21 protein-coding genes and 1 tRNA gene are annotated in these 20,975 nt (G+C 31.7%); 9 read left to right on the top strand and 13 right to left on the bottom strand.

Features of this window, described 5'->3' with window-relative positions:
• Window positions 1–87: 87 nt before the first annotated feature.
• Together aroB and HYN86_RS15210 are read right to left on the bottom strand one after the other, a co-directional pair.
• The gene (gene aroB, locus HYN86_RS15215; RefSeq protein ID WP_113678808.1) at window positions 88–1,155 is read right to left on the bottom strand and encodes a 3-dehydroquinate synthase; all 1,068 of its coding nucleotides are present in this window, start codon (window positions 1,153–1,155) and stop codon (window positions 88–90) included.
• 121 nt (window positions 1,156–1,276) lie between these two features.
• The gene (locus tag HYN86_RS15210) at window positions 1,277–3,556 is read right to left on the bottom strand and encodes an O-antigen ligase family protein (protein ID WP_162789389.1); all 2,280 of its coding nucleotides are present in this window, start codon (window positions 3,554–3,556) and stop codon (window positions 1,277–1,279) included.
• A gap of 611 nt (window positions 3,557–4,167) precedes the next feature.
• Between HYN86_RS15210 and HYN86_RS15205 the strand changes: the two genes are divergently transcribed.
• Complete coding sequence (locus HYN86_RS15205) at window positions 4,168–5,337, top strand: proline dehydrogenase family protein (RefSeq protein WP_113678806.1); 1,170 nt, start codon at window positions 4,168–4,170, stop codon at window positions 5,335–5,337.
• Between the two features lie 255 nt (window positions 5,338–5,592).
• On the opposite strand, the gene HYN86_RS15200 is transcribed toward HYN86_RS15205, so the two are convergent.
• Entirely contained in the window at window positions 5,593–7,377 is a 1,785-nt protein-coding gene (locus HYN86_RS15200) for an ABC transporter ATP-binding protein (RefSeq protein WP_113678805.1), read from the bottom strand.
• A 266-nt stretch (window positions 7,378–7,643) separates the two neighbouring features.
• Here HYN86_RS15200 and HYN86_RS15195 point away from each other — a divergent pair.
• Window positions 7,644–7,718: transfer RNA gene (locus tag HYN86_RS15195), tRNA-Val, on the top strand.
• Window positions 7,719–7,738: 20 nt separating this feature from the next.
• Here the strand turns inward: HYN86_RS15195 and HYN86_RS15190 are convergent.
• Entirely contained in the window at window positions 7,739–8,410 is a 672-nt protein-coding gene (locus tag HYN86_RS15190) for a hypothetical protein (protein WP_113678804.1), read from the bottom strand.
• Window positions 8,411–8,617: 207 nt separating this feature from the next.
• Here HYN86_RS15190 and HYN86_RS15185 point away from each other — a divergent pair, with 207 nt between their 5' ends.
• The 3 genes from HYN86_RS15185 to HYN86_RS15175 all read left to right on the top strand — a co-directional run bounded on the left by HYN86_RS15185 (window position 8,618) and on the right by HYN86_RS15175 (window position 10,186).
• Entirely contained in the window at window positions 8,618–8,977 is a 360-nt protein-coding gene (locus tag HYN86_RS15185) for a VOC family protein (RefSeq protein WP_113678803.1), read from the top strand.
• Between the two features lie 61 nt (window positions 8,978–9,038).
• Window positions 9,039–9,500, top strand: a complete 462-nt coding sequence (locus tag HYN86_RS15180) for a MarR family winged helix-turn-helix transcriptional regulator (RefSeq protein WP_113678802.1) — start codon at window positions 9,039–9,041, stop codon at window positions 9,498–9,500.
• Window positions 9,501–9,610: 110 nt separating this feature from the next.
• The gene (locus tag HYN86_RS15175) at window positions 9,611–10,186 is read left to right on the top strand and encodes an HD domain-containing protein (RefSeq protein ID WP_113678801.1); all 576 of its coding nucleotides are present in this window, start codon (window positions 9,611–9,613) and stop codon (window positions 10,184–10,186) included.
• A 49-nt stretch (window positions 10,187–10,235) separates the two neighbouring features.
• Here HYN86_RS15175 and HYN86_RS15170 read toward each other — a convergent pair whose 3' ends face one another.
• Both HYN86_RS15170 and HYN86_RS15160 read right to left on the bottom strand, forming a co-directional pair.
• The gene (locus tag HYN86_RS15170) at window positions 10,236–11,294 is read right to left on the bottom strand and encodes a serine hydrolase domain-containing protein (protein WP_113678800.1); all 1,059 of its coding nucleotides are present in this window, start codon (window positions 11,292–11,294) and stop codon (window positions 10,236–10,238) included.
• Window positions 11,295–11,596: 302 nt separating this feature from the next.
• Entirely contained in the window at window positions 11,597–12,808 is a 1,212-nt protein-coding gene (locus HYN86_RS15160) for a hypothetical protein (protein ID WP_113678799.1), read from the bottom strand.
• A gap of 122 nt (window positions 12,809–12,930) precedes the next feature.
• On the opposite strand from HYN86_RS15160, the gene HYN86_RS15155 reads away from it, so the two are divergent.
• The 3 genes from HYN86_RS15155 to map all read left to right on the top strand — a co-directional run bounded on the left by HYN86_RS15155 (window position 12,931) and on the right by map (window position 15,202).
• Entirely contained in the window at window positions 12,931–13,500 is a 570-nt protein-coding gene (locus HYN86_RS15155) for a Crp/Fnr family transcriptional regulator (protein WP_113678798.1), read from the top strand.
• 78 nt (window positions 13,501–13,578) lie between these two features.
• On the top strand, window positions 13,579–14,316 hold the full coding sequence (locus HYN86_RS15150) for an SDR family oxidoreductase (protein ID WP_113678797.1): 738 nt from the start codon (window positions 13,579–13,581) through the stop codon (window positions 14,314–14,316).
• Window positions 14,317–14,437: 121 nt separating this feature from the next.
• Window positions 14,438–15,202: a type I methionyl aminopeptidase gene (gene map, locus HYN86_RS15145; protein ID WP_113678796.1), complete on the top strand. Its 765-nt coding sequence runs from the start codon at window positions 14,438–14,440 to the stop codon at window positions 15,200–15,202.
• Between the two features lie 132 nt (window positions 15,203–15,334).
• On the opposite strand, the gene HYN86_RS15140 is transcribed toward map, so the two are convergent.
• Window positions 15,335–15,742 (bottom strand): VOC family protein, encoded by a 408-nt coding sequence (locus HYN86_RS15140; RefSeq protein WP_113678795.1) that lies wholly within the window; start codon window positions 15,740–15,742, stop codon window positions 15,335–15,337.
• A gap of 135 nt (window positions 15,743–15,877) precedes the next feature.
• Between HYN86_RS15140 and HYN86_RS15135 the strand changes: the two genes are divergently transcribed.
• The gene (locus HYN86_RS15135) at window positions 15,878–16,228 is read left to right on the top strand and encodes a DUF2200 domain-containing protein (RefSeq protein ID WP_113678794.1); all 351 of its coding nucleotides are present in this window, start codon (window positions 15,878–15,880) and stop codon (window positions 16,226–16,228) included.
• 42 nt (window positions 16,229–16,270) lie between these two features.
• On the opposite strand, the gene HYN86_RS15130 is transcribed toward HYN86_RS15135, so the two are convergent.
• From HYN86_RS15130 to HYN86_RS15105, 6 genes are all read right to left on the bottom strand, one after another.
• A complete protein-coding gene (locus HYN86_RS15130; protein WP_113678793.1) occupies window positions 16,271–16,828 on the bottom strand; it encodes a DUF4256 domain-containing protein in 558 nt (185 codons plus the stop codon).
• A gap of 12 nt (window positions 16,829–16,840) precedes the next feature.
• A complete protein-coding gene (locus tag HYN86_RS15125; protein WP_113678792.1) occupies window positions 16,841–17,218 on the bottom strand; it encodes a DoxX family protein in 378 nt (125 codons plus the stop codon).
• A 6-nt stretch (window positions 17,219–17,224) separates the two neighbouring features.
• Window positions 17,225–17,689 carry an SRPBCC domain-containing protein gene (locus HYN86_RS15120; RefSeq protein WP_113678791.1) on the bottom strand — a complete coding sequence of 155 codons (465 nt, stop codon included), beginning with the start codon at window positions 17,687–17,689 and terminating at the stop codon, window positions 17,225–17,227.
• Between the two features lie 6 nt (window positions 17,690–17,695).
• On the bottom strand, window positions 17,696–18,013 hold the full coding sequence (locus HYN86_RS15115) for an ArsR/SmtB family transcription factor (protein WP_057117955.1): 318 nt from the start codon (window positions 18,011–18,013) through the stop codon (window positions 17,696–17,698).
• Window positions 18,014–18,138: 125 nt separating this feature from the next.
• Complete coding sequence (locus HYN86_RS15110) at window positions 18,139–19,188, bottom strand: linear amide C-N hydrolase (RefSeq protein ID WP_113678790.1); 1,050 nt, start codon at window positions 19,186–19,188, stop codon at window positions 18,139–18,141.
• Between the two features lie 175 nt (window positions 19,189–19,363).
• A complete protein-coding gene (locus HYN86_RS15105; RefSeq protein WP_113678789.1) occupies window positions 19,364–20,950 on the bottom strand; it encodes an ABC-F family ATP-binding cassette domain-containing protein in 1,587 nt (528 codons plus the stop codon).
• Window positions 20,951–20,975: the final 25 nt, after the last annotated feature.

The raw sequence follows: 20,975 nt of genomic DNA, 5'->3' as shown, positions 1-20,975 counted from the left end.
GAATTGTCTTTGTTTACTGTTTGTTTTCATCGTGGCAAATGTAAAAAATAATATATACCTAACGCAATGCTTTTGATTAAAAAAAGTTTAAGATTTATAATCTTGAAACGCGTCTAGAATTAATTTATTTTCAACGGATTGGTTAATTTTTATTTTTCCGATTCCTTCAATCAACGCAAATTGAATAGAACCGTATTCATTTTTTTTGTCATGAATCAGTAATTCTAAGATAGGATCGATGTCATTTTCTTCAAAAATCACATCATCATAAATACCTTTAATTACCGTTTTGATTTCTCTGTATTCTTCTTCTGAAATTAAATTTTTATGCAGTGAAATATAACTTTCCAAAATCATTCCAACAGCTATAGCTTCTCCGTGCAGTAAAGTAGTTTTAGTATCGCTTTCTAGAAAATAGCTTTCTATCGCGTGTCCTAAGGTATGCCCGAAATTTAAGGCTTTACGAATGTTTTTCTCCGTTGGATCCTGAATTACGATTTCATTTTTGATTTCTACTGAACGATAAATTAATTCATCCAAATCATCAAAAATAATAGATTTTAAGTCCGAGAATTGTCTCCAATATGGTGCGTCGAAAATCAAGCCATGTTTAAGCATTTCAGCCAGACCAGAACGCATTTCGCTTTGCGATAAAGTTTCAAGATATTGTGTGTCAATTAAAACCATCTGCGGCACATTAATTACACCGATTTGATTTTTAAGATTTCCTAAGTCAACTCCTGTTTTTCCTCCAACAGAAGCATCAACCATAGATAATAAAGTGGTAGGAATATTAATAAAATCTACACCTCTTTTAAAAGTAGAAGCAACAAAACCTCCTAGATCGGTAACTACACCGCCGCCAAGATTTATAACAAGTGATTTTCTATCACCTCCAAGTTCGGTTAGAATATTCCAGATTTCAATACAGGTTTCGATGTTTTTATTGGCTTCGCCGGCTTCAAACTCGATAATTTCAATTGTTAGATCTGTTTCTAAAAGCGGAATAAATTTCGGTAAACAGTATTCGTTGGTTTGATCGTCAACAATTATAAATATATTAGAATATTTATTTTCTTTTAAATGTTTATTTAAAGCTTCGTATGCATTCTGGTTAAAATGTACGAGATAATTATTGGCTTGAATAGATTGCATAATTCCATGGTTAATTTAAACCGCAAAATAAGGCATTTTTAGCTAAATAATATTCATACTTTTGCTCTAATTTGTTTTATAATTAATCATTCTAAATTAATTTGTAAGTCTAAAACACAAACTATTTACAAATCTTTTCGATTATTTGCTGGGCTGCAGTATAGCTTTTACTTTTTGATATATTCAAATATTTACATGCGTTCGTTTTATCATCTTCTCTCAAATAGCAGATAGCTAAGAAATATTCTGTTTTACCATCTCTTAAACCAGGATATTTTAAAGCATTTAAAAGGTAATTTATTGCCGTTTTAGTTTGTCCTAATTTTAAGTAATAAAAACCAATATTTTGGAATGCATAAATATTTTTAGAATCTATTTCTAAAGCTTTTTTATAGGATTCAAGTGCTTGATCCATTTTTTTCTGTTCTTCAAAATTCTGCCCCTCGGTAATATAGTTTGCAATCAAAAGGTCATTTTTTCTTTTAATTAGAATTTTTTTATCAATGAGGCTGGTATTTTTAAAATTTGAAATTACAGATTTGGCCAACGGATAATTTTTAGCTCTTGATATAGTAAAGTACTTCAGTGCATTCGTTTTGTTGTTTAATTTTAAATAGGCGATACCAAGATAAAATTCTGTTTTTCCATCATTTAGACCTGAATGTTTTAAAGCATTTAACAAATGGGTTATAGCTTTTTCATTTTGGTTTTGTTTTAAATAATAAAAACCAATATTTTGTGAAGCATAAATATTTTTAGAATCGATTTTTAAAGCTTGCTCATAAGATTTTAAAGCTTGTTTTAATTGGGAACGATTTTCAAAATTCTGACCTCCTGAAAGATAGCTGCCCAATAAAAGTTGATTTTTTTGCTTTAACAAAAGACTATCTTTAGGGTATTTTTTTAATCCTTCAGCTATAAAGCCAATTAAATTTTTATAACTGTAACCGCTATAATTAAGTCCTTTAACCGCAAGATTCCAAGTTTCGGACGTTGGCCTGTACTTTGAAAATATTTGATGCTCTCTTAGTATTTCTAAAGTATCTTTTTTTGATATTGCAAAATTCAATGCAGACTTATATATGGCATAATTTCTTGGGCGCAAATAAAAAGCTTGTTTAGAATAAACATAAGCACTATCAGTATTACCTTTTTGTCTAGAAATAACCTGCTTATAGAATTCAATACGACCAGTGTAGCCATTTATCTTACCTGCTTTAGAAAAGCATTTTAAAGCTTTATCATATTTTTTTTCACGGATGTAATAAATTCCTGCGTATTCGTAAAATGATTCTGAGCTGCTAAATGTATTTGGATAAATAGACATTCTACTAATTACTTCATCTCCAGTCAACTTTCCTTTTGAATTATTATTGATATCATCTCCAGTAATTAAATATTCGAGATTTGAAGCCTTGTATATTATATATGAAGAATATGTCGTTGCTGCTGATGCTAAAACTAAAATTCCAGATATAATTTTAACTGTTTTGCTATTGCTTCTATAATCAATATTATATGAGTTACTTAATACCGTAAACGCAAGCAATAAGCTAAAGAATATTGCCATCGTTGGCCTGTAAATAGGAAAGTTGAAAAACGAATCGACGCCGTAAACTATAACGAGCATTAAAGTCAAAATTGCAAATAACTTTAGTAAAGGATTCGTTGATTTTATTACATTTTTCAAATTAATGAAGAAAAGTAAAACAAACAGGGAAAAATAAACTAATCCATTTAAGATTCCAGTTTCTGATAAAATTTCAAGAAAGTCATTGTGAGCATGTAACGAAACGATAGAATCGTCAGAAATAGTTCTTTCGTAAGGAATAGATTCTACTTGATAGTTCCCTAATCCTATTCCGAAAATCGGATTTTTTTCCGCTATCTTCAATGCATTTTTCCAATAAGCCAATCTTGCCTGGGATGAAGCATCTTTTGTGTTAATTTCACTAACTCTATTTTCTAGTGATACATAACGTCCTTTAGCTTTCGATTTTTCAAAAATTGAATTTGCAAATAATACTGCTATTAAAATGGGAACTATTAAATGTATTATTTTGATAAAACTCAATCTGCTAAAAGTTTCTTTTAAGAGATAAATAATATAAAAAAAATAGATCAAAAAGAGATTAATTAAAGGTGCGCGGGCACCAGTAAGAAAAATAACTGCAGTTACTGAAAATAATGCTGTAAGAAGAAAATATTTTTTATAGCCAGCATAATGTGTTATTCCTAGCATTAAAAAGGGAACTTTAATGGTAAGACTTGCCGCAAGTATATTAATGTTTCCTGTATTCCCTTTCATAGCAGTCAAAAGATCAATTATAGAGGCTTGTTTAGGAATAATTATAAAATTGCATAATTGCTGCCAGGCCTGTAGAAAAGCACTGATTCCCACAATTAAAATAATCTTATAAAGCAGGTGTAATTTATCCTTAAGAAGTATAGTGAGGTTTACGAACAGACAAAATATAATTGCTATTTCAGTAAATTTTGTTGCGACCAGCGATATATTTCTAGCTGCAAAAAAAGATATTCCGCAAAGGAGTATAAAAGCCAGATAAATTCTAAAAATAGAGCTTCGTTTTAATAACGGAAAAATTGTACTAGATGTAATATCTGAATTAAAATAAAAGTACGTACCTAAAACAAAATTAATTGCAGAAAGATACAGAAATTGCGGATTGATGATTTCCAAACTTTTAAAGTAGGGTAAAAAATCAATTACAAGTAATGAAATTATAAATGCCAAAACTGTAAAATTGGAAATTGTTTGGCTTCTTTTGGTTTCGTTAATTATTTTATCAATCGCATGTGAATTCAAAACATTCTTTTTTTTTGCAAAACTATAAAAATAAAGTAAATTCTTACTTTTGCAACTAAAATATCTTTAATAGATTTTTTTAAGTCAATTCAATCTTTACTGATATTGAGAAAATTGAAAAATATGAGACCATTTTGTAAATAATATTCAAAACACTCTATATCTTTGCACAAAAACTAAACTTAATGGAAAAAATATTCGATAACACTCAAGTTGCTTTTTCACTTAAAAGTGATACCGAACTTGATAGGGCTTATTTTCTTTTTAAAATGATTGACAGCGAACCTTTGGTACGTATTGGAACTGCTGTAACCAATTTTGCAATAAAAGCACATCTTCCTGTTGAAGGACTTATCCGTGCAACTGTTTTTGATCATTTTTGTGGTGGTGTAAATGAAAATGACTGCTTAACTGTAGTTGATAAGATGTTTACTAAAGGTGTTTCTTCAGTATTAGATTACTCTGTTGAAGGAAAAGAAGAAGAAGAGCAGTTTGATGCCGCTTTGGAAATGACCTTAAAAACTATTGAATTTGCAAAAGAACGTTTAGCGATTCCTTTTGCAGTATTTAAACCAACTGGTTTAGGACGTTTTGAATTGTATGAGAAATTGGGCGAAAAACAAACTTTAACTCCAGCAGAGCAAGAAGAATGGAACAGAGTAGTTTCTCGTTTTGACAAAGTTTGTGCTGAAGCTCACAAAAAAGATGTAGCACTATTGATTGATGGTGAGGAAAGCTGGATGCAGGATGCTGCCGATGACTTAGTTACAGATATGATGCGTAAATACAATAAAGAAAAAGCTATTGTATTTAATACTTTGCAGATGTATCGCTGGGATCGTTTAGATTACTTGAAAAAACTCCATGATATAGCAAAAGCGGAAGGTTTCTACATCGGAATGAAATTAGTTCGTGGGGCTTACATGGAAAAAGAAAACAAACGTGCCGAAGAAAAAGGATATGTTTCTCCAATTTGTGTTTCTAAACAAGCTACAGATGATAATTATGATGCTGCTGTAAATTACATGTTAGATCATTTGGATACTATGGCTATTTTTGCAGGAACTCATAATGAATTGAGTTCGTACAAGTTAATGGAAATGATGGCTCAAAAGGGAATTGCTAAAAACGATAATAGAATCTGGTTTGGTCAATTATACGGGATGAGCGATAATATCAGTTATAACTTAGCTGAAAATGGTTACAATGTGGCTAAATATCTGCCTTTTGGACCTGTTAAAGATGTTATGCCGTACTTGATACGTCGTGCAGAAGAAAATACTTCAGTTGCTGGACAAACAAGCCGTGAGTTATCTATGATTAAAGCAGAACGTAAACGTAGAAAAGGGAAATAATTTTCAGTTTTTCAGTCTCGGTTTACAGTTTACATATGAAAAGGTTCCACTTTCAATTGGAACCTTTTTCGTTAGTATTAAACCCGACAGGTTTTTAAAATGTGTCGGGTTTGCTATAGAAGTGCGATTTTAGATTTTAGATTTTAGTCCCGAAGCCTCGGGATAGATTTTAGATTTTAACTAAAAAATCCATTTGCTTTGCAAATGGATTTTTTTTTGTATTGGGATTTGGAATTTCTAAATTGAAATTTTGTTTTAAGAGTTACTAAACTGTAAATTACTTAAGTTCTTGTAAATTCCGTTTTCTAAATTAATCAATTCCTGATGTGTTCCTTCTTCGGAAATTTTTCCATTATCTAAAACTAGAATTTTATCTGCATTTCTAATCGTTGAAAGTCTGTGAGCAATTATGATACTTGTTCTTCCTTCCATTAAAACTTCTAGAGCTTCCTGAACTAGTTTCTCACTTTCGCTGTCTAAAGATGAAGTTGCTTCATCTAATATTAAAATACTCGGGTTTTTAAGCAGTGCTCTTGCAATTGCAATACGCTGGCGTTGTCCGCCTGATAATTTAACACCGCGTTCTCCAACTAACGTTTCAAATTTTTCTGGAAAACCTTCAATAAAATTAAAAGCATTTGCTTGTTTTGCGGCTACAACAATTTCTTCATCAGAAGCGTCGGGTTTTCCGTAGGCAATATTTTCTCTAATTGTTCCTCCAAATAAAATAACATCTTGCGGTACAATACTCATATTCCCACGAAGGTCTTCTAAATCATAATCGTAGATGTTTTTTCCATCTACAGTAATTTCTCCAGAAGTAATATCATAAAATCTTAGAAGAAGAGAAGAAATAGTCGATTTTCCAGCACCGCTTGGTCCAACAATTGCAATTTTCTGTCCAAATTCGGCTTTGAAATTTACATTTTTCAACACCTGGATTTCCTGACGTGTCGGGTAACTGAAAGCTACGTTATTGAAAGTTACATCTCCCTTTATTTTTTCTTTATTTTTATTAGAATCAGAATTGATTTTTTCTGGATTTTCATCTAATAATTCGAAAACTCTTTCTGTTGCGCCAATTGCTTTTTGAATCTGTGCATATAATTCAGCGATTCCACCAAATGAAGCTCCCACAAAAGTTGAATATAAAACAAATGATATTAATTGTCCTACGCTCATTTCTCCGGCAATACTCAAACGAACGCCAAACCAAACTACAGCTACAATAGCACCAAATAAACAGAAGATAATAAAAGAAGCAAAATAACCGCGATATTTACCACCTTTAATAGCCAGTTTTACAACGTCACTAATTTTGCCTTTATAACGTGTAATTTCATACCATTCATTTGCAAAAGCCTTCACAATGCTGATTCCCTGCATGGTTTCTTCAACTATAACCTGACTTTCTGCAACCTGATCTTGTACTTTTTTAGAATATTTTCTAATAAATCTTCCAAAGACTACTGCAGCAATAGCAACCAACGGAACAACTGAAAGCATTAATAAAGTTAATTTTAAACTTTCGGTTGCCAGTAAAATGACACCTCCAATAATCAAAATAAACTGACGTAAAAATTCTGCTATTGTGGTAGTCAAAGTATCTTGAATCTGCGTAATATCGGCGCTGATACGGCTGTTTAATTCGCCAACCCTTTTTTGAGAAAAGAAAGTCATTGGCAGTTTTACCAAATTAGTATATAAAGCCAAACGCAGATTAGCCAATGTATTTTCGGTAAAATTGACAAATAATGATAATCTGAAGAATGAGAAAAACGATTGTAAAAACAAGATCGCAATTAGTCCTAGTGCAATTGTATTAGCTTGGTCATTGTCTTTGTTTTTTACACAGTCTACCAGCATTCCCATTAATTTTGGAAAGGCTAGGGCAGTAGCTCCTGTTAAAAGCAGAAAAATCAATCCGATGAAGAATTTCCATTTGTGATTTCCTGCGTATGTAAAAATTGTTTTTGCTTTGGAGAGTGAAGTAGCAGTTATTTTTGATTTAGGTAAATCATTTTCTTTAAATCGTGCCATTAGAATATACTATTTTTAGGTATGCAAATGTATGACTATAGCGAATGAATACAAAGCAATATTAAGAATTACAGATCCAGAATCTGATTTTTAACTTAATTATAAGAAAACAGAAAAAAAACTTTGTTTTTTAATAAGCTGAAATATAGATTGCTAAATAAAAAGATGAAAAATAATTTCATTTTTTTTCTAATTATGCTTGCAAATACAAAATCTAGCTGTATATTTGCAATCGCAATCACAAACGATAGCAGCCTAGTAAAATAGGGCGATTAGCTCAGCTGGTTCAGAGCACCTCGTTTACACCGAGGGGGTCGGGGGTTCGAACCCCTCATCGCCCACCGAGAAACTCCTTAAGAAATTAAGGAGTTTTTTTTATGATTATACTTCCACACTTTATTTCTTTACCATTAATTGTATAAGTAAGATTTTTTTCGTTTAGACTGAGACCTGTTCGTAAAGTTCCTTTAGCACCTTCAATCACGCAGAGCATCACAACATAAAAACCAGTTGATTCTTTCGAGTTGATAGTTCTTTTTAAGGAAGCTGCTTTATAAATATTCTTATCTAAAAAAGATTCTAAATTTGTTAAGCCATAATTAAATAAGGGCGCCTTCTCAGGAACCATTGTATCAGGAGGCATTAATATTTTAAAGTATTTACCTGGTAAAGAAGGTATTTCATATGAATTTATAGGAAAGTCAATTTTCAATTCCAGAATATTATCCGTTTCGTTTATTATTCTAGTCCAAAAAACAGCATAATTATAGACTTCGTTATTAGGACCGCTATATTTCATTCCACCCCTTGGGAGGCTATTTTGTATTATTAGGCTTGCGCCTTTGGAATCATTATACTCATATTTAGTATAAATGTCTTTTTTACTAATGGTACTCAAACCGTTTTTAATAGGGTCATTTTTTACCAAATGAAACGGTTCTGCCTCAGCTTTATCTTTCAGGGATTCTTTCCCTTGTCTACACGAAAAAAGTAGAGGAGCTAATAAAATCAATATTAATATATTTTTTTTCATTTTTATTGTACTGCAACAATTTATTAACTTCTTCAAGCGAATATAAGAAATGTTTTACTGCGATTTATAATCTTTCTTATGCGAAAAAGATGGTTATTTTTAAATTCTTTTAGAAAAATAACAACTCAAAAAAAAAAAAAATTAAATTCATTTTGATATTGTTGTCACGTATACTATATTTGTGACAACAATTTAAATATTATAAAAATGAGAGAATTAACTTTTGCATCGTTACAGGTAAAAAATTTAGAAGCTTCTAAAGACTTCTATGAGAAAAAACTAGGATTTGAAATCGGTGATACTAATCCGCAGGCTTGTATTTTTAAATACAATGAAGGAAAAGCGAGTTTTGCCATTCGTACACCATTAGAACCAATTGAAGGAAAAGAATTAGGAACAGGAGTAGCGCTTTGGTTTGCAGTAAATGAAAATGTTGACGAATTGAAAGAAAAATTCATCGCCAATGAAGTAACTACTGCTGGGCCGATAATAGAAACTCCTTTTGGAAGAGCTTTTCATGTAAAAGATCTGGACGGTTATAAACTTACTTTTTTGGAGACAAAATAAAAGTAATATTTATTAATTTTAGAAATAAATTCTGGAATAAAACAATTGCTTCACTATCATTATGTCTAAAGAAATTAATTTTCATTTTAAAAGTCCAAAAGACAGTCCGGGTTATCTGCTTGGACAGCTTACAATGCTTTGGCAGCGCAAACTAAAAAAGGTTTTAGATCCGTTAGATTTAACGCAGACGCAATTTGTATTGTTAGCAGCTTTAGGCTGGCTTTCAAAAAAAAGCGATTCTGTAACACAAGTTGATATTGCCAATCAAAGTAATGCCGACAGAATGATGGTTTCTAAAGTATTGCGAACGCTGCAAGAAAAAGGTTTTATTACAAGACATGAACATGAAACTGATACAAGAGCAAAAACAATTCGATTAACGAATTCGGGAGAAACTGTTTTGCAGAAAGCTATTATTGACGTAGAAAATGCAGACATCGATTTCTTTGCCTCATTAGATGAAAATTTATCATCATTCAATTCTAATATGGTAAATCTTATTGATAGAAATAAAGCAGAATAGAAGAAGTAATTAATAACGCTTTAAAGTCCGATGAATTAAAACCACGTCTAACTATTGCAAATTTTCAAAAAAAGCAATAAATTACATGATATAAAAATTCATTAATAAATATGGTACAACAAAGCGACTGGTCAATAGACGATATTCAGAATGTTTGGCAATTGGTTTCAAAACTTCATGAAGGGCAAAAATACGGCGGAGTTAATGAAGGGGAAAGGGTAGAGTATATCAACCATATTGGAAGTGTTGTTTTTGAAGTTCTAAATGCTGTTCGACTAACAGAAAATATGAATTCTGATTTAGCAGTGAAATGTGCTATGCTGCATGACACAATAGAAGATACCGAACTTGATTATGAAAAAGTAAGTGATTTATTTGGAAACCAAGTTGCATCTGGAGTTCTGGCATTAACCAAAAATGAAAACATTCAAGATTCATTTGAAAAAATGCGTGATAGTTTGAGCAGAATTAAACAGCAGCCTATAGAAGTCTGGGCCGTTAAAATGGCGGATAGAATATCGAATTTGTATGAGCCTCCATATTATTGGAATGATGAAAAAAAATTAAGATATATCGAAGAGGCTGAAATTATACACGATGAATTAAAAGATGGTAACGAATATTTAGCTGAAAGATTAAAAATTAAAATCAAAGAGTATTATCGTTTCTTAAGTTCTTCTAACTAAAAAAAACAACCTCCAAAATGAAGTCACTTGGAGGTTGTTTTTTTATAAACTATTTCAAGACAGTATCATAAATCTGATTCAGTAATTCTTGTCTCATTTTTGACTTTCTGTGATCCAGAAGTATAATAATTCCCCAATTTTGATTTCTGTTGTAACAGATAATAGATGACTGTCCCATAGAATCTCCAGATTTAGAATAAATCGTATTTTTGTCATCTGTCATAATATTTAAGCCTAATCCCATTTCTCTTCTTTCGTCTTTATAAAAGATTTTTTCTGTAATTAAAGCTGCTTTTCCAACTTTGTTTTCTTTATATAAAACGGCCTTTAAATATGCGATCATATCAGAAGTACATGATTTTACTAATCCTGCAGGTGCTGTAATATTCCATTTAAAAAATTCTTGAATACCTCCTTCAGAATTATGACTTGTTGTAATGTTCTTTACATTAAAATCTGTCGTAAAAGTATTTTTCAGCTTCAAGGGCATAATTATTTTTTCTCTGATAATTTCATCATAGCTTTTATTATAAATTTTTTCTAATATTTGACCAAGCAGTGTATAGCCGATCGTAGAATAGCGATACTTTCCATAATCTGTAAGTTCGGTACAATTATTAATCAAAGAAGTCAGAGTTTCTTGTGTCACGCTGCTTACTGGCTGTTGTGGATTAAGCTCTATCAGCTTTCCAAAATCTATGTCAGTTAAACCAGATTGATGAGATGCGAGATCTGAAATTTTGATTTTATTTTTAAGATTTGGATGTAAAACATATTCTTTAGGAAGAAAATTGTCTATATAATCATCTGTTTTAATTTTATTCTCATTTACTGCCTGCGCAATTAAATTAGAAGTCAAAATTTTAGTGATCGATGCAATTTCAAATACAGAGTTTTTATCTATTTTAGTTTGAGTTTCTGCATTTAAATTACCGTAGGAAGTATAGAATTCTTTGTTGTCTTTGATAAAACCAACACTAATTCCCACGTTTGGATTTTTTTGATAATTATCCTTTATTATAGAATCAATTTTTTTGGTAAAATCTTGTCCAAAAGAAATGTTATTTATTATTAAAAGTACTGCTAAAAATTTTACTGAAGTTGTCATAGTATCGTTTTTTGTGTTAGAAATTTATTTCGATACAAATTTGAAAAAGAAACTAGTCCTACGCGACCGATTAAAAAAAGTCGAACGCATTTTTAAAAAGAATATAGTACGACTTTTTTTAAAAGAAGTAATGTAAGCAGGGAAGAAGTAGACCTTTGTTACGATAAAGTGAAGAAATCGTCGGAACTATATTTTCAGAAGCAGAAAATTTTCAAGAGGGCTATACTTTCGGATTTGCTGATCGTGACTGACATAAATTCAATTTTTTGTATTGGCCGGGAATGTAATCTTACCAATTATAACTATTCTTTGAGCTGAATTACAATTCCTCCAAATCTTGCCTCTTGGGCAAAAAATAATTTTCCATCAATTATACAATCACAAAATTGATCGGTACGATTTTCTTTTATAATTTCTCCTTGCTTATTTTTTGTAATAGCTTTAAAACCGCCTGAGAATCCGAGGTTAGAAAACTCAAGTATATTTCCGTCTTTGTCGTATATGTCTTTAGAAGCACATTCTTGACAAATATACTTAGGATAGCGTCCATAATAACTCACTGACTTAGAACAATTGGCACACCATTGTTTTACTTCTTTCTTTTTATACTCATCACTCCAAACGCTTCCCTGCCACTCATTAATTTTTTCATATTCTTTAAATGAAGATTTTTGTTCCCTGCGCAATTCATTCAAATACTCTGTTATATGTTTTGCCAAAATCAATATTTTGTGGTCAAAACCATAATGAATATTATATTTTAAATACCATTTTTCCTCTTTAATAAAATCGTTCCAAAATTCTTCTATATTAGAATAAACAGTGATCTCATTATATTGTAATAACTGCCAATCTTCTTGTTTTGAAGGAAATACATCTCCATTAAACAAAACAAAAGTATCATTTACGAAAGTAAGTTTGAATGTGTCAAAAGCATCATAATAGTAAATTATAACATCCTGATCTTTTAACTGATTAATTTGAATCGTATAGAATTCAGCTAAATTTGGTTTAGCATTATATATTCTTATTCGATCTTCTAATTCTCTCTCAGAACGGTATTTACTTTCTAATAAATTTTCATTTTTATCTTTACTAAAAGCGATCGAACGGCTCGAACTTATTAGATTGCCAGAAATATTATCATATAACTCTTCAATGATTGAATCATTATTGTTTTCAGGTTTAAAAACTCTTTGAGTAATCAATTTGTATTTTCCATCTTCGCTTATTATTTCAATTTTATTGTAATTGAAATAATGCTTCCAATCTTCGAATTCTAAAATACGTAAGGTTTCTAAGTCGACTTTATACTCTTTAGTTGGAATGATAGTACCATTATAACCATGATTTTCCCATTTGGTTTTGTCTTTAATGCTGAGAGATACTATTAAGAGTTTAGATTCGTAATCTATGAATGTCTGCAAAAATTCCCAGCCCTCATCAGGTATTATTTCAAAATTACCATACTCACATTTCTTTGGACTGAAAAAACTGCTTTTTATTATTTTCATTTTCTATACACAAAAGATTCTAATGCAAAGTAAGAATAAAGGTGCGCCTAATAAATTTTATCCAACTATTTTTTTTGCCATATGACAAATTTCGATTAAAAACTTATAACTAACTTTCGTGCATGAAAGAATTAGTAGAATATATATTGCAGTTTGGCAGTTTAAATCAGCAGCAGATTGATTTAATTTTAAGTAAGGCGCAAGAAAAAGAAATTAGCAAAGACAATTATTTTTCTGAAGCTGGTAAAATTTCCGTGGAAGTTGGTTTTATCGTAGACGGAATAATGAGAGTCTGTTACTACAATAATAAAGGCGAAGAAATTACTAAATATTTTATAGATGAAAATAATCTTGTGGTCGATTTAGAAAGTTTCGAAAACAGCATTTGTTCTTCTGCCTACGTTCAAGCTGTTACCGATTGTAAAATGATTGTTTTTTCTAAAAAAGATTGGGAAGAACTATTAAATACAATTATTGGCTGGGACAAAATAGTTCATAAAATCATCAATAAAGCTTTGATTCAGAAAGTTGCCAGAAGAAGTCCGCTGGTTTCAGAAGATGCTACAACACGTTATTTATCTTTTATGGAAATGTTTCCACAAGTTATTAATCGTGTTCCGCTTTCTTATTTAGCTTCTTATTTAGGCATAACGCAATCTTCTTTGAGCAGAATTAGAAAAAATATCCGTTAAATTGCTTTTTGCCAAATGGCAAATGTTTTTGTTTTTTATCGATGCAACTTTGTAATCAATAATTTAAAAATATAAAAAATGGATTCAGTATTAATTACAGGCGCAAATAGAAGCATTGGTTTAGAAACGGCAAAACAACTTTCACAAAAAGGATTGTTTGTTTATTTAGGAAGCCGCGATCTTCAAAAAGGAGAGGAAGTAGTAAACAAACTAACTCAAGAAGGTTTTAATAATATTAAAGCAATTCAGATTGATGTAACAAACGCTGATAGTGTTTTACGTGCAAAAGAAATTATCGAGAAAGAGCAGGGAAAATTAGATATTCTAATTAATAATGCTGGAGTTTTAGGAGATGTACCGCAGGATTCTTCAACAACTTCTGTCGAAAGAATCCAGCAGACATTTGATACGAACTTTTTTGGAGTTATCAGAGTTACCCAGACTTTTTTGGAATTACTTAAAAAATCAAAAAATCCTAGAATTAGCAACATCACTTCTGGTTTGGGCTCGCTCACTTTACACAGCGATCCAAGCTGGAAATATTATTCTGTAAAAGCGGTTTCTTATGTGTCGTCTAAAACGGCTTTAAATGCCTTTACAGTTACTTTAGCTCATGAATTAAAGGATTTAAATGTAAAAGTAAATTCAATTGACCCAGGTTATACTGCTACGGATTTTAATCATCACAGCGGACCTGGAAGTGTAGAAAGTGCCGCTAGTTTTATTATAAAACATACGCTGACAGATGAAAACGGACCAACTGGAAAATTCTTCAGTAATGATATTGAAGAAGAAAGTGAAGAAAGTCCATGGTAAAATAAACGACAATAAAAACCTCTAAAGTCTGCTGATTTTGGAGGTTTTAGTTTTATAATGATCTTTAAAAAAAGAAAAAGTGGTAATTTTGGTTCAGATTTAATTCTAAAGAAAACAAATTATGTCAATTACAACAGAAGCAGAATTAGCAGGAATGAAAAAAGCAAGTGAAGCAGTTGCACTCACTTTAAAAGAAATGAGAAAATTTGCCAAACCCGGCATGTCAACGAAAGAATTGGATGATTATGGCGGAAAAATTTTAAATGATCTCGGCGCTAAATCTGCACCGTATTTGACCTACGGTTTTCCGGGATGGACTTGCATTAGTGTTGATAATGAGTTTTGTCACGGCATTCCATCAGAAACTAGAATATTGAAAGAAGGCGATTTAATTAATATTGATGTTTCTGCAGAATTAGACGGTTTTTGGTCAGATAACGGAGGCTCTTTTGTAATTGGTTCTGATGTTAACGAACATCAAAAACTGGTTGAAGCTTCGAGACAAATCCTGCAAAAAGCCATTAATAAAATAAAAGGCGGCGTTCGTATTTCTGATATTGGTTTTTTAATCGAAACCGAAGCTAAAAAAAGAGGTTATAAAGTCATAAAAAACCTTACTGGACATGGAGTAGGGCGAAGCCTGCATGAAGCACCACATGAAATAGCCAATTATAGAGATCGTTTTAATGTGACAAGATTTAAAAAGAACTCGGTAGTTGCCATAGAAACGTTTATTTCAACAACTTCAACTTATGCGGAGACTTTGCAGGACGGCTGGACAATGGTAGGAAATAAAGGCGGCTTTATGGCACAGCACGAACATACAATTGTAGTGACAGAAGGCAAACCAATCATTTTGACCGAAATGAATGAAATTTGGAATTAAAAAAAACTAAATACACAAGCTCCATTAAAAATAATGGAGCTTTTTTTATTTCAAAACCAACTTCAACAATCAACCGTTAACCATCAACCTTTAACCATCAACCTTTAACCATCAACCATTAACAATCAACCATTAATTCGGTTCCCAAAGCTCTATTTTATTGCCTTCGGTATCCATTATATGTACAAATTTCCCGTAATCGTACGTTTCAATATCGTCTAGGACAGTTACGCCGTTTTGTTTGAGTTTTTCTAAAAGTCCTTCGATATTTTGAACACGGTAATTAACCATAAAGTCTTTTTTAGATGGAGAAAAATATTCATCTCCTTTTTTAAAAGGGCACCATTGAGTCGATTCGATTTGCTCTGGATTATCAAGATTTCTCGATTCAAAACTTGCTGAACCCCAATCATTAATTTCTAATCCTAAGTTTTTGGCGTACCAATCTTTAGTTTCCTTTGGATTATCTAGAAAAAAGAAAATACCGCCAATTCCAGTCACTTTTGGCGTGTTGTCGTTTGAATGGTTTTGGTTTTCCATATAAATAGTTTTTTAGTTTGCTGAAATTGACGTTGTTTAAACTAAATCTAAGGTATAAAATAATTTAGTGCATTTGATTTTTTTAAGTTTTGAATTATATTTACAGTAAACCTAACTAATCTAAAAAAGACCGTAATGAAAAACGATAGAGTATATAAAATACTATTTTCGAGTGTTTACCCTTTATACATTCAAAAGGCAGAAAAAAAGGGAAGAACGAAAGAAGAGGTAGATATTGTAATCAAATGGCTGACAGGATATAGCGATGAACAACTTAAAGCACAAATTGAAAAAAAGGCAGACTTTGAAACCTTCTTTGCAGAAGCACCAAAATTGAATCCCAATGTCTCCAAAATTACCGGTGTAATCTGCGGATACCGTGTCGAAGAAATCGAAGATCCGCTGATGCAGAAAATCCGTTATCTGGATAAATTGATAGACGAACTGGCAAAAGGAAAAAAGATGGAAAAGATTCTACGAGAGTAAAATAAAACCTCCAAAATTAATCTTTTGAAGGTTTTAGCATTTTTAAACTCTTAATAAACCGCGGAAACCTCGCGCAGCATAGTAAGATTCTGCGCCGTTATGATATACAAAAACGGTATTGTATCTAAAATCAGAGAAAATAGCACCTCCTAATTTTCTTATTTCCGGCGGAGTCAAAATCCAGCTTGAAGTTTTAGTGTCAAACTTTTCCAGTTTTTGTAATTCCTTGTATTGTTCTTCGTTTAAAATCTCAATTCCCATTTCTTCAGCCATGTTTACAGCACTGTTTAGTGGTTTATTTTCTTTTCTTTTTTCAAGTGCTTCATGATCGTAACAAATACTTCTGCGTCCTTTTGGACTTTCTGCAGAGCAGTCAGCAAAAAGATATTGGTCTGTTTTTTTATCATAACCAATAACGTCTGGTTCGCCCTCCGTTTTTTCCATTTCTTCCAGCGACCATAATTTTTCAGGATTAGCTTTTAGTTTGGCTTCAATTTTTGCCCAATCTAAATCTTTATGACGGTTTTTGTTTTTCTCAAAACGTTTTTCAAGCGTACTTAAAATCTCATCCTGTTCGTTGGTTGTCAATACTTTTTTCATCTGATTTACTTTTTAATTTACACAACATTTTCTTTCCGCAGGTCTAAAATACCACGAAAAAGTAGTCAAAACAATTAACAATACCGGTCCAAAAAGTTCTTTTGCACCATCTCCGCATGCTAAATGCGAAACTACCGCACCAGACATTGCAAAGAAGAAGCCCGCATAAGCCCATTCTTTCAATAAACCAAATTTAGGAATAAGTATGGCAACAACACCTAATAATTTCCATACTCCTAAAAGCGTTAAAAAATAAAGCGGATATCCCAAATGTCTCATCATTTCGGTTTCTTCCTTCAACGGAATGATTTGTACGATTCCAGTAGAAGCCATTCCTAATGCCAGCCAAAGCGTAGCAATCCAATAAATAAATTTATTTCGTTTACTCATAATGTATTACAGTTTAGTTACAATTTCTTCCAATCTGTTATGCGCCATATTTAAGCCTTGCGCGAAAGGTAATTTTAACTGTTGTTCTCTATGTTCAATAGATTTGTAAATAATCTGCATCGTTAATTTACTAGTCTCATTTGTTAGTTTTTCAAATTCTAAAAACTCTAACTGAGGTGCAAAGTTTACATTATCCATTTCAAAAGTTCTTGTAATTTTTTCATTTAAAACAAAATCGTGAATTACACCATTGGCGTTAAACACCACATTTCCATTAGGATCGCTGGTTTCAAAATGCCATCCGCCATGTTTTTTGTTTTCCAGTTTTAAAACTTTAGTTCCCATCCATTGCGCCACAATTTCTGGATCGACATGCGCTTTAAACAACAATTCTAAAGGCAGATCAAATTCTCTGGTAATAATGAGATCTTGTTTACCATCTTCTGCAGTTATTTTTGTCTTTCTTTCCATGACTTTTTATTTCTTATGATTTTTCATGATTGATTCTAATTTGTTGAAACGATCATCCCACATTTGCCTGAAAGGCTCGATAAAGTTGTCAATCTCTTTCATTTTTTGAGGATTTAAATGATAATAAATTTCTCGTCCGTTTTGTACTTGATGCAGTAACTCACATTCATTCAATATCTTGATATGTTTTGAAATAGTCTGTCTAGACGAATCAAAATTATCCGCAATTGCTCCAGGAGTCATTGCTTGTATGGCTACTAAACCTAAAATAGCTCTTCGTGTAGGGTCGGCTATTGCTTGAAAAACATCTCTTCTAATTTCCATTATGCAGTTATTTGACTGCAAATATAATGAAGTCATTTGACTGCACAATAACATTTATTATTTTTTTTAAAATTTAAAAGCCTTCAAAGATTTAAATTTGAAGGCTTTACATATTTTGAATTTTATTAATCTAATCCGGCAAATTGAAAAGGCTTAGATTCTTTGAAATTCAACAGTGATTCACCAGAATAATTTTCATTATTAGCTAAAGTCAGTTTTTTAATCTTTCCCTTTTCACTAAAATCGATTTTACTAAACTCCACCCAAATCACATTCGGATTTAAAACATTATCAAAATAATAAACAAGATTTTTTTGATCTGCAACAGTTCTCCAGCGGGTAGAGGAGATGTTAGGTTCGGTTTCTGAAGCAATTCCTAAAGGAACAGAACAATTTCTAATTACACCAAATACACTTGCCAATGCTCTTCTTGTATCATCCGTTTTCGGAATTGCATCAATATAATAAGAAGCTCTCACAAAACGATCTGCAGCTCTATTAGTACCAGGAAGCATAATAGTCCCTGGAATACTTTTCCAATAAGTATTAATAGCCAATTGTTCATCAAAAATAGGCGAGTTGGTCATTGTAACATACTTTCTATCATGATGAATCACCAGTTTACCATTTATATATTCAAAAATAGCATTATCACCGCTAGAATCAGAAATTGACAAATGAACTGTAGCAAAAATGTCGGTTCCAGGAATATGCGATGAGGCAATTACAAATTCATTTTTTGCCAATGCATTTACAGCTTCAGAAACAGTCGAGAAATTATCCAAAACATATTGGAGCCATAACGAAACGGCGAGACCTTTTATCTTTCCATTTTTTTCAAATTTTGGATATTGAGATTCGACCAGCCACAAAAGATTTCCTACAAGCCCTTTTTCATTCATTCCATCAGAAGATGCAATATCCCAAGAACTTGTAATAACACTTCCATATTTTGACTTCCATTTAATAGAGTTTGTGCCTGCTTCTCCAGATCGCTCAATACCACGTGGAAAAATCCATAAATTAGCTGGAATTTCTCCTTTCCAATCCATTGACCTTGCAGTTATCACTGTGCCATTTAAACCTTCGTACACAACTCTTGTACAAGGAATTACAGTTTCGCTAATAAAACAAAAAGCAAGTAAAAGTGCCCAAATTCTGTTTCGTGATTTCATGATTTTACAATTTTATTAAACTTGATTTATATATAGGAAGTTTGAGATTTAGAACTGTTTCTTGTAAAGAAAATCTTTCTCTGCAATTTACAAATTTGATATAATAAATTACTAATCAGTTAAATACAAAATGTAAAAGTTTTAAAAAATAATTTATTAGGTTCAAAAAACTATTTTACAGCACAATTTCTTTTTCCATATTGATTTGCTCCAAAAATTGCTGGTCATGAGAAACTACAATCAGCGTTCCTTCATATTCATTAATTGCTGCTGTTAAAATTTCAATATTTTGAATATCTAAGTTATTTGTTGGTTCATCCAAAATAATAATCTCAGGCGATTCGTTACTAATTGTAAGACAGCACAGCATTAAGCGCATTCTCTCGCCGCCACTTAGGGCCTTACAAGGTTTGTCCCAATCATTTTGCGCGAATAAAAATCGATTCAGCCTCATTTTAATTTCGTGCTCCTCTAGACTGGAATCGTTAAAAGTTTGTGTTTGCTGATAAATATTCAAACTGCTGTCAAGCAGCGAATAATCCTGATCAATGTAAATTGCTTTTCTGTTTAATAAAGTAATATTTCCCACTTTAGGAGACAGTTCGCCCAACATAATCTTGATTAAAGTAGTTTTTCCTGAACCATTTGAACCTTTCAACACTAAACGATCTCCAGAAAGTATTTCAAAGTTTAGATTTTCTTTCCAAAGGAATTCATTTTCAAAACTGTAATTAATTTCATGCGCTTTAAAAAGTGTTTTTCCTTTATGAAAAGCAGTGTTGTTAAAACCAAATTTCATCTGGTCAATAGCAGGAAGTGCAGAGCGCAGCTGTCGCAGATCATCAGCAATACTACCGATTTTTTCAGCGTGGACATCTTTTATTTTCGAACTGCTGTTTTCGGCTTTATTGCGGAGCGTATTCATCATAATCCTCGCAACACCCGACTTTTCCTGCTTCTTTTTTCCTCTTGAATCTAATTTATTCTGTCGTTCGATTGTTTCGCGTTCTTTTTCTTTTGCTTTTCGTAAAGCTTTTTCTTTGCTTTGAACATCTTGTTCCAAAGCATTATTTTCAATCTTCTTCTGTTCGCTGTAAAAATCATAATTCCCGCCATAAATCGAAATTCCATTTTTACTCATTTCTAAAGTTTTATTTAGAATATTAAGCAGTGTTCTGTCATGACTTACAATTAATAAAGAACTTGAAGTCGATTTAATAAAGTCGTAAAGCAGGTTTCTTCCCAAGAAATCCAGATGATTACTAGGTTCGTCTAACAAAACCAAATCGGGTTCGTGTATCATAATTCCGGCCAGAAAAACTTTTGTTTTTTGTCCGCCGCTTAAAGCTTTCATTTGCTGGTTTAAATCTAAATTTTGAAGTTTCCAATACGAAAAAGCTTCTTGGCATCGTTCTTCAATGGTCCAATCATCATCTAAAAGCAATAAATTTTCTTCGGTTACATTACCTTTAAGTATTTCTTTAAGTGAATTTATTTTATCATTGATTTTTAGCGCCTCAGCAATTGTTAAATCATTAAACTGCCCGAATAACTGCGGCACAAAATAAGGTATAGAACTAACATTAAGCTGTCCTGACAATGCCTGCCACTGACCAGCGATGATTTTTAATAATGTAGATTTTCCAACGCCATTATTTCCGACCAAAGCGGTTTTATCGTGGCTATTTAGAGTTAAACTAATGTTTTGAAACAGCATGTCTTTATTCTCATGCTGGTAAGAGATATTTTGAAGAATAAGCATAATTCCTTTCTTTTAGAGATAAAAA

The organism is Flavobacterium fluviale, from assembly GCF_003312915.1.
Taxonomy (GTDB): domain Bacteria; phylum Bacteroidota; class Bacteroidia; order Flavobacteriales; family Flavobacteriaceae; genus Flavobacterium; species Flavobacterium fluviale.
Note: the sequence above shows the minus strand (reverse complement) of the source record. Positions and strands in the feature narration are given on the sequence as shown.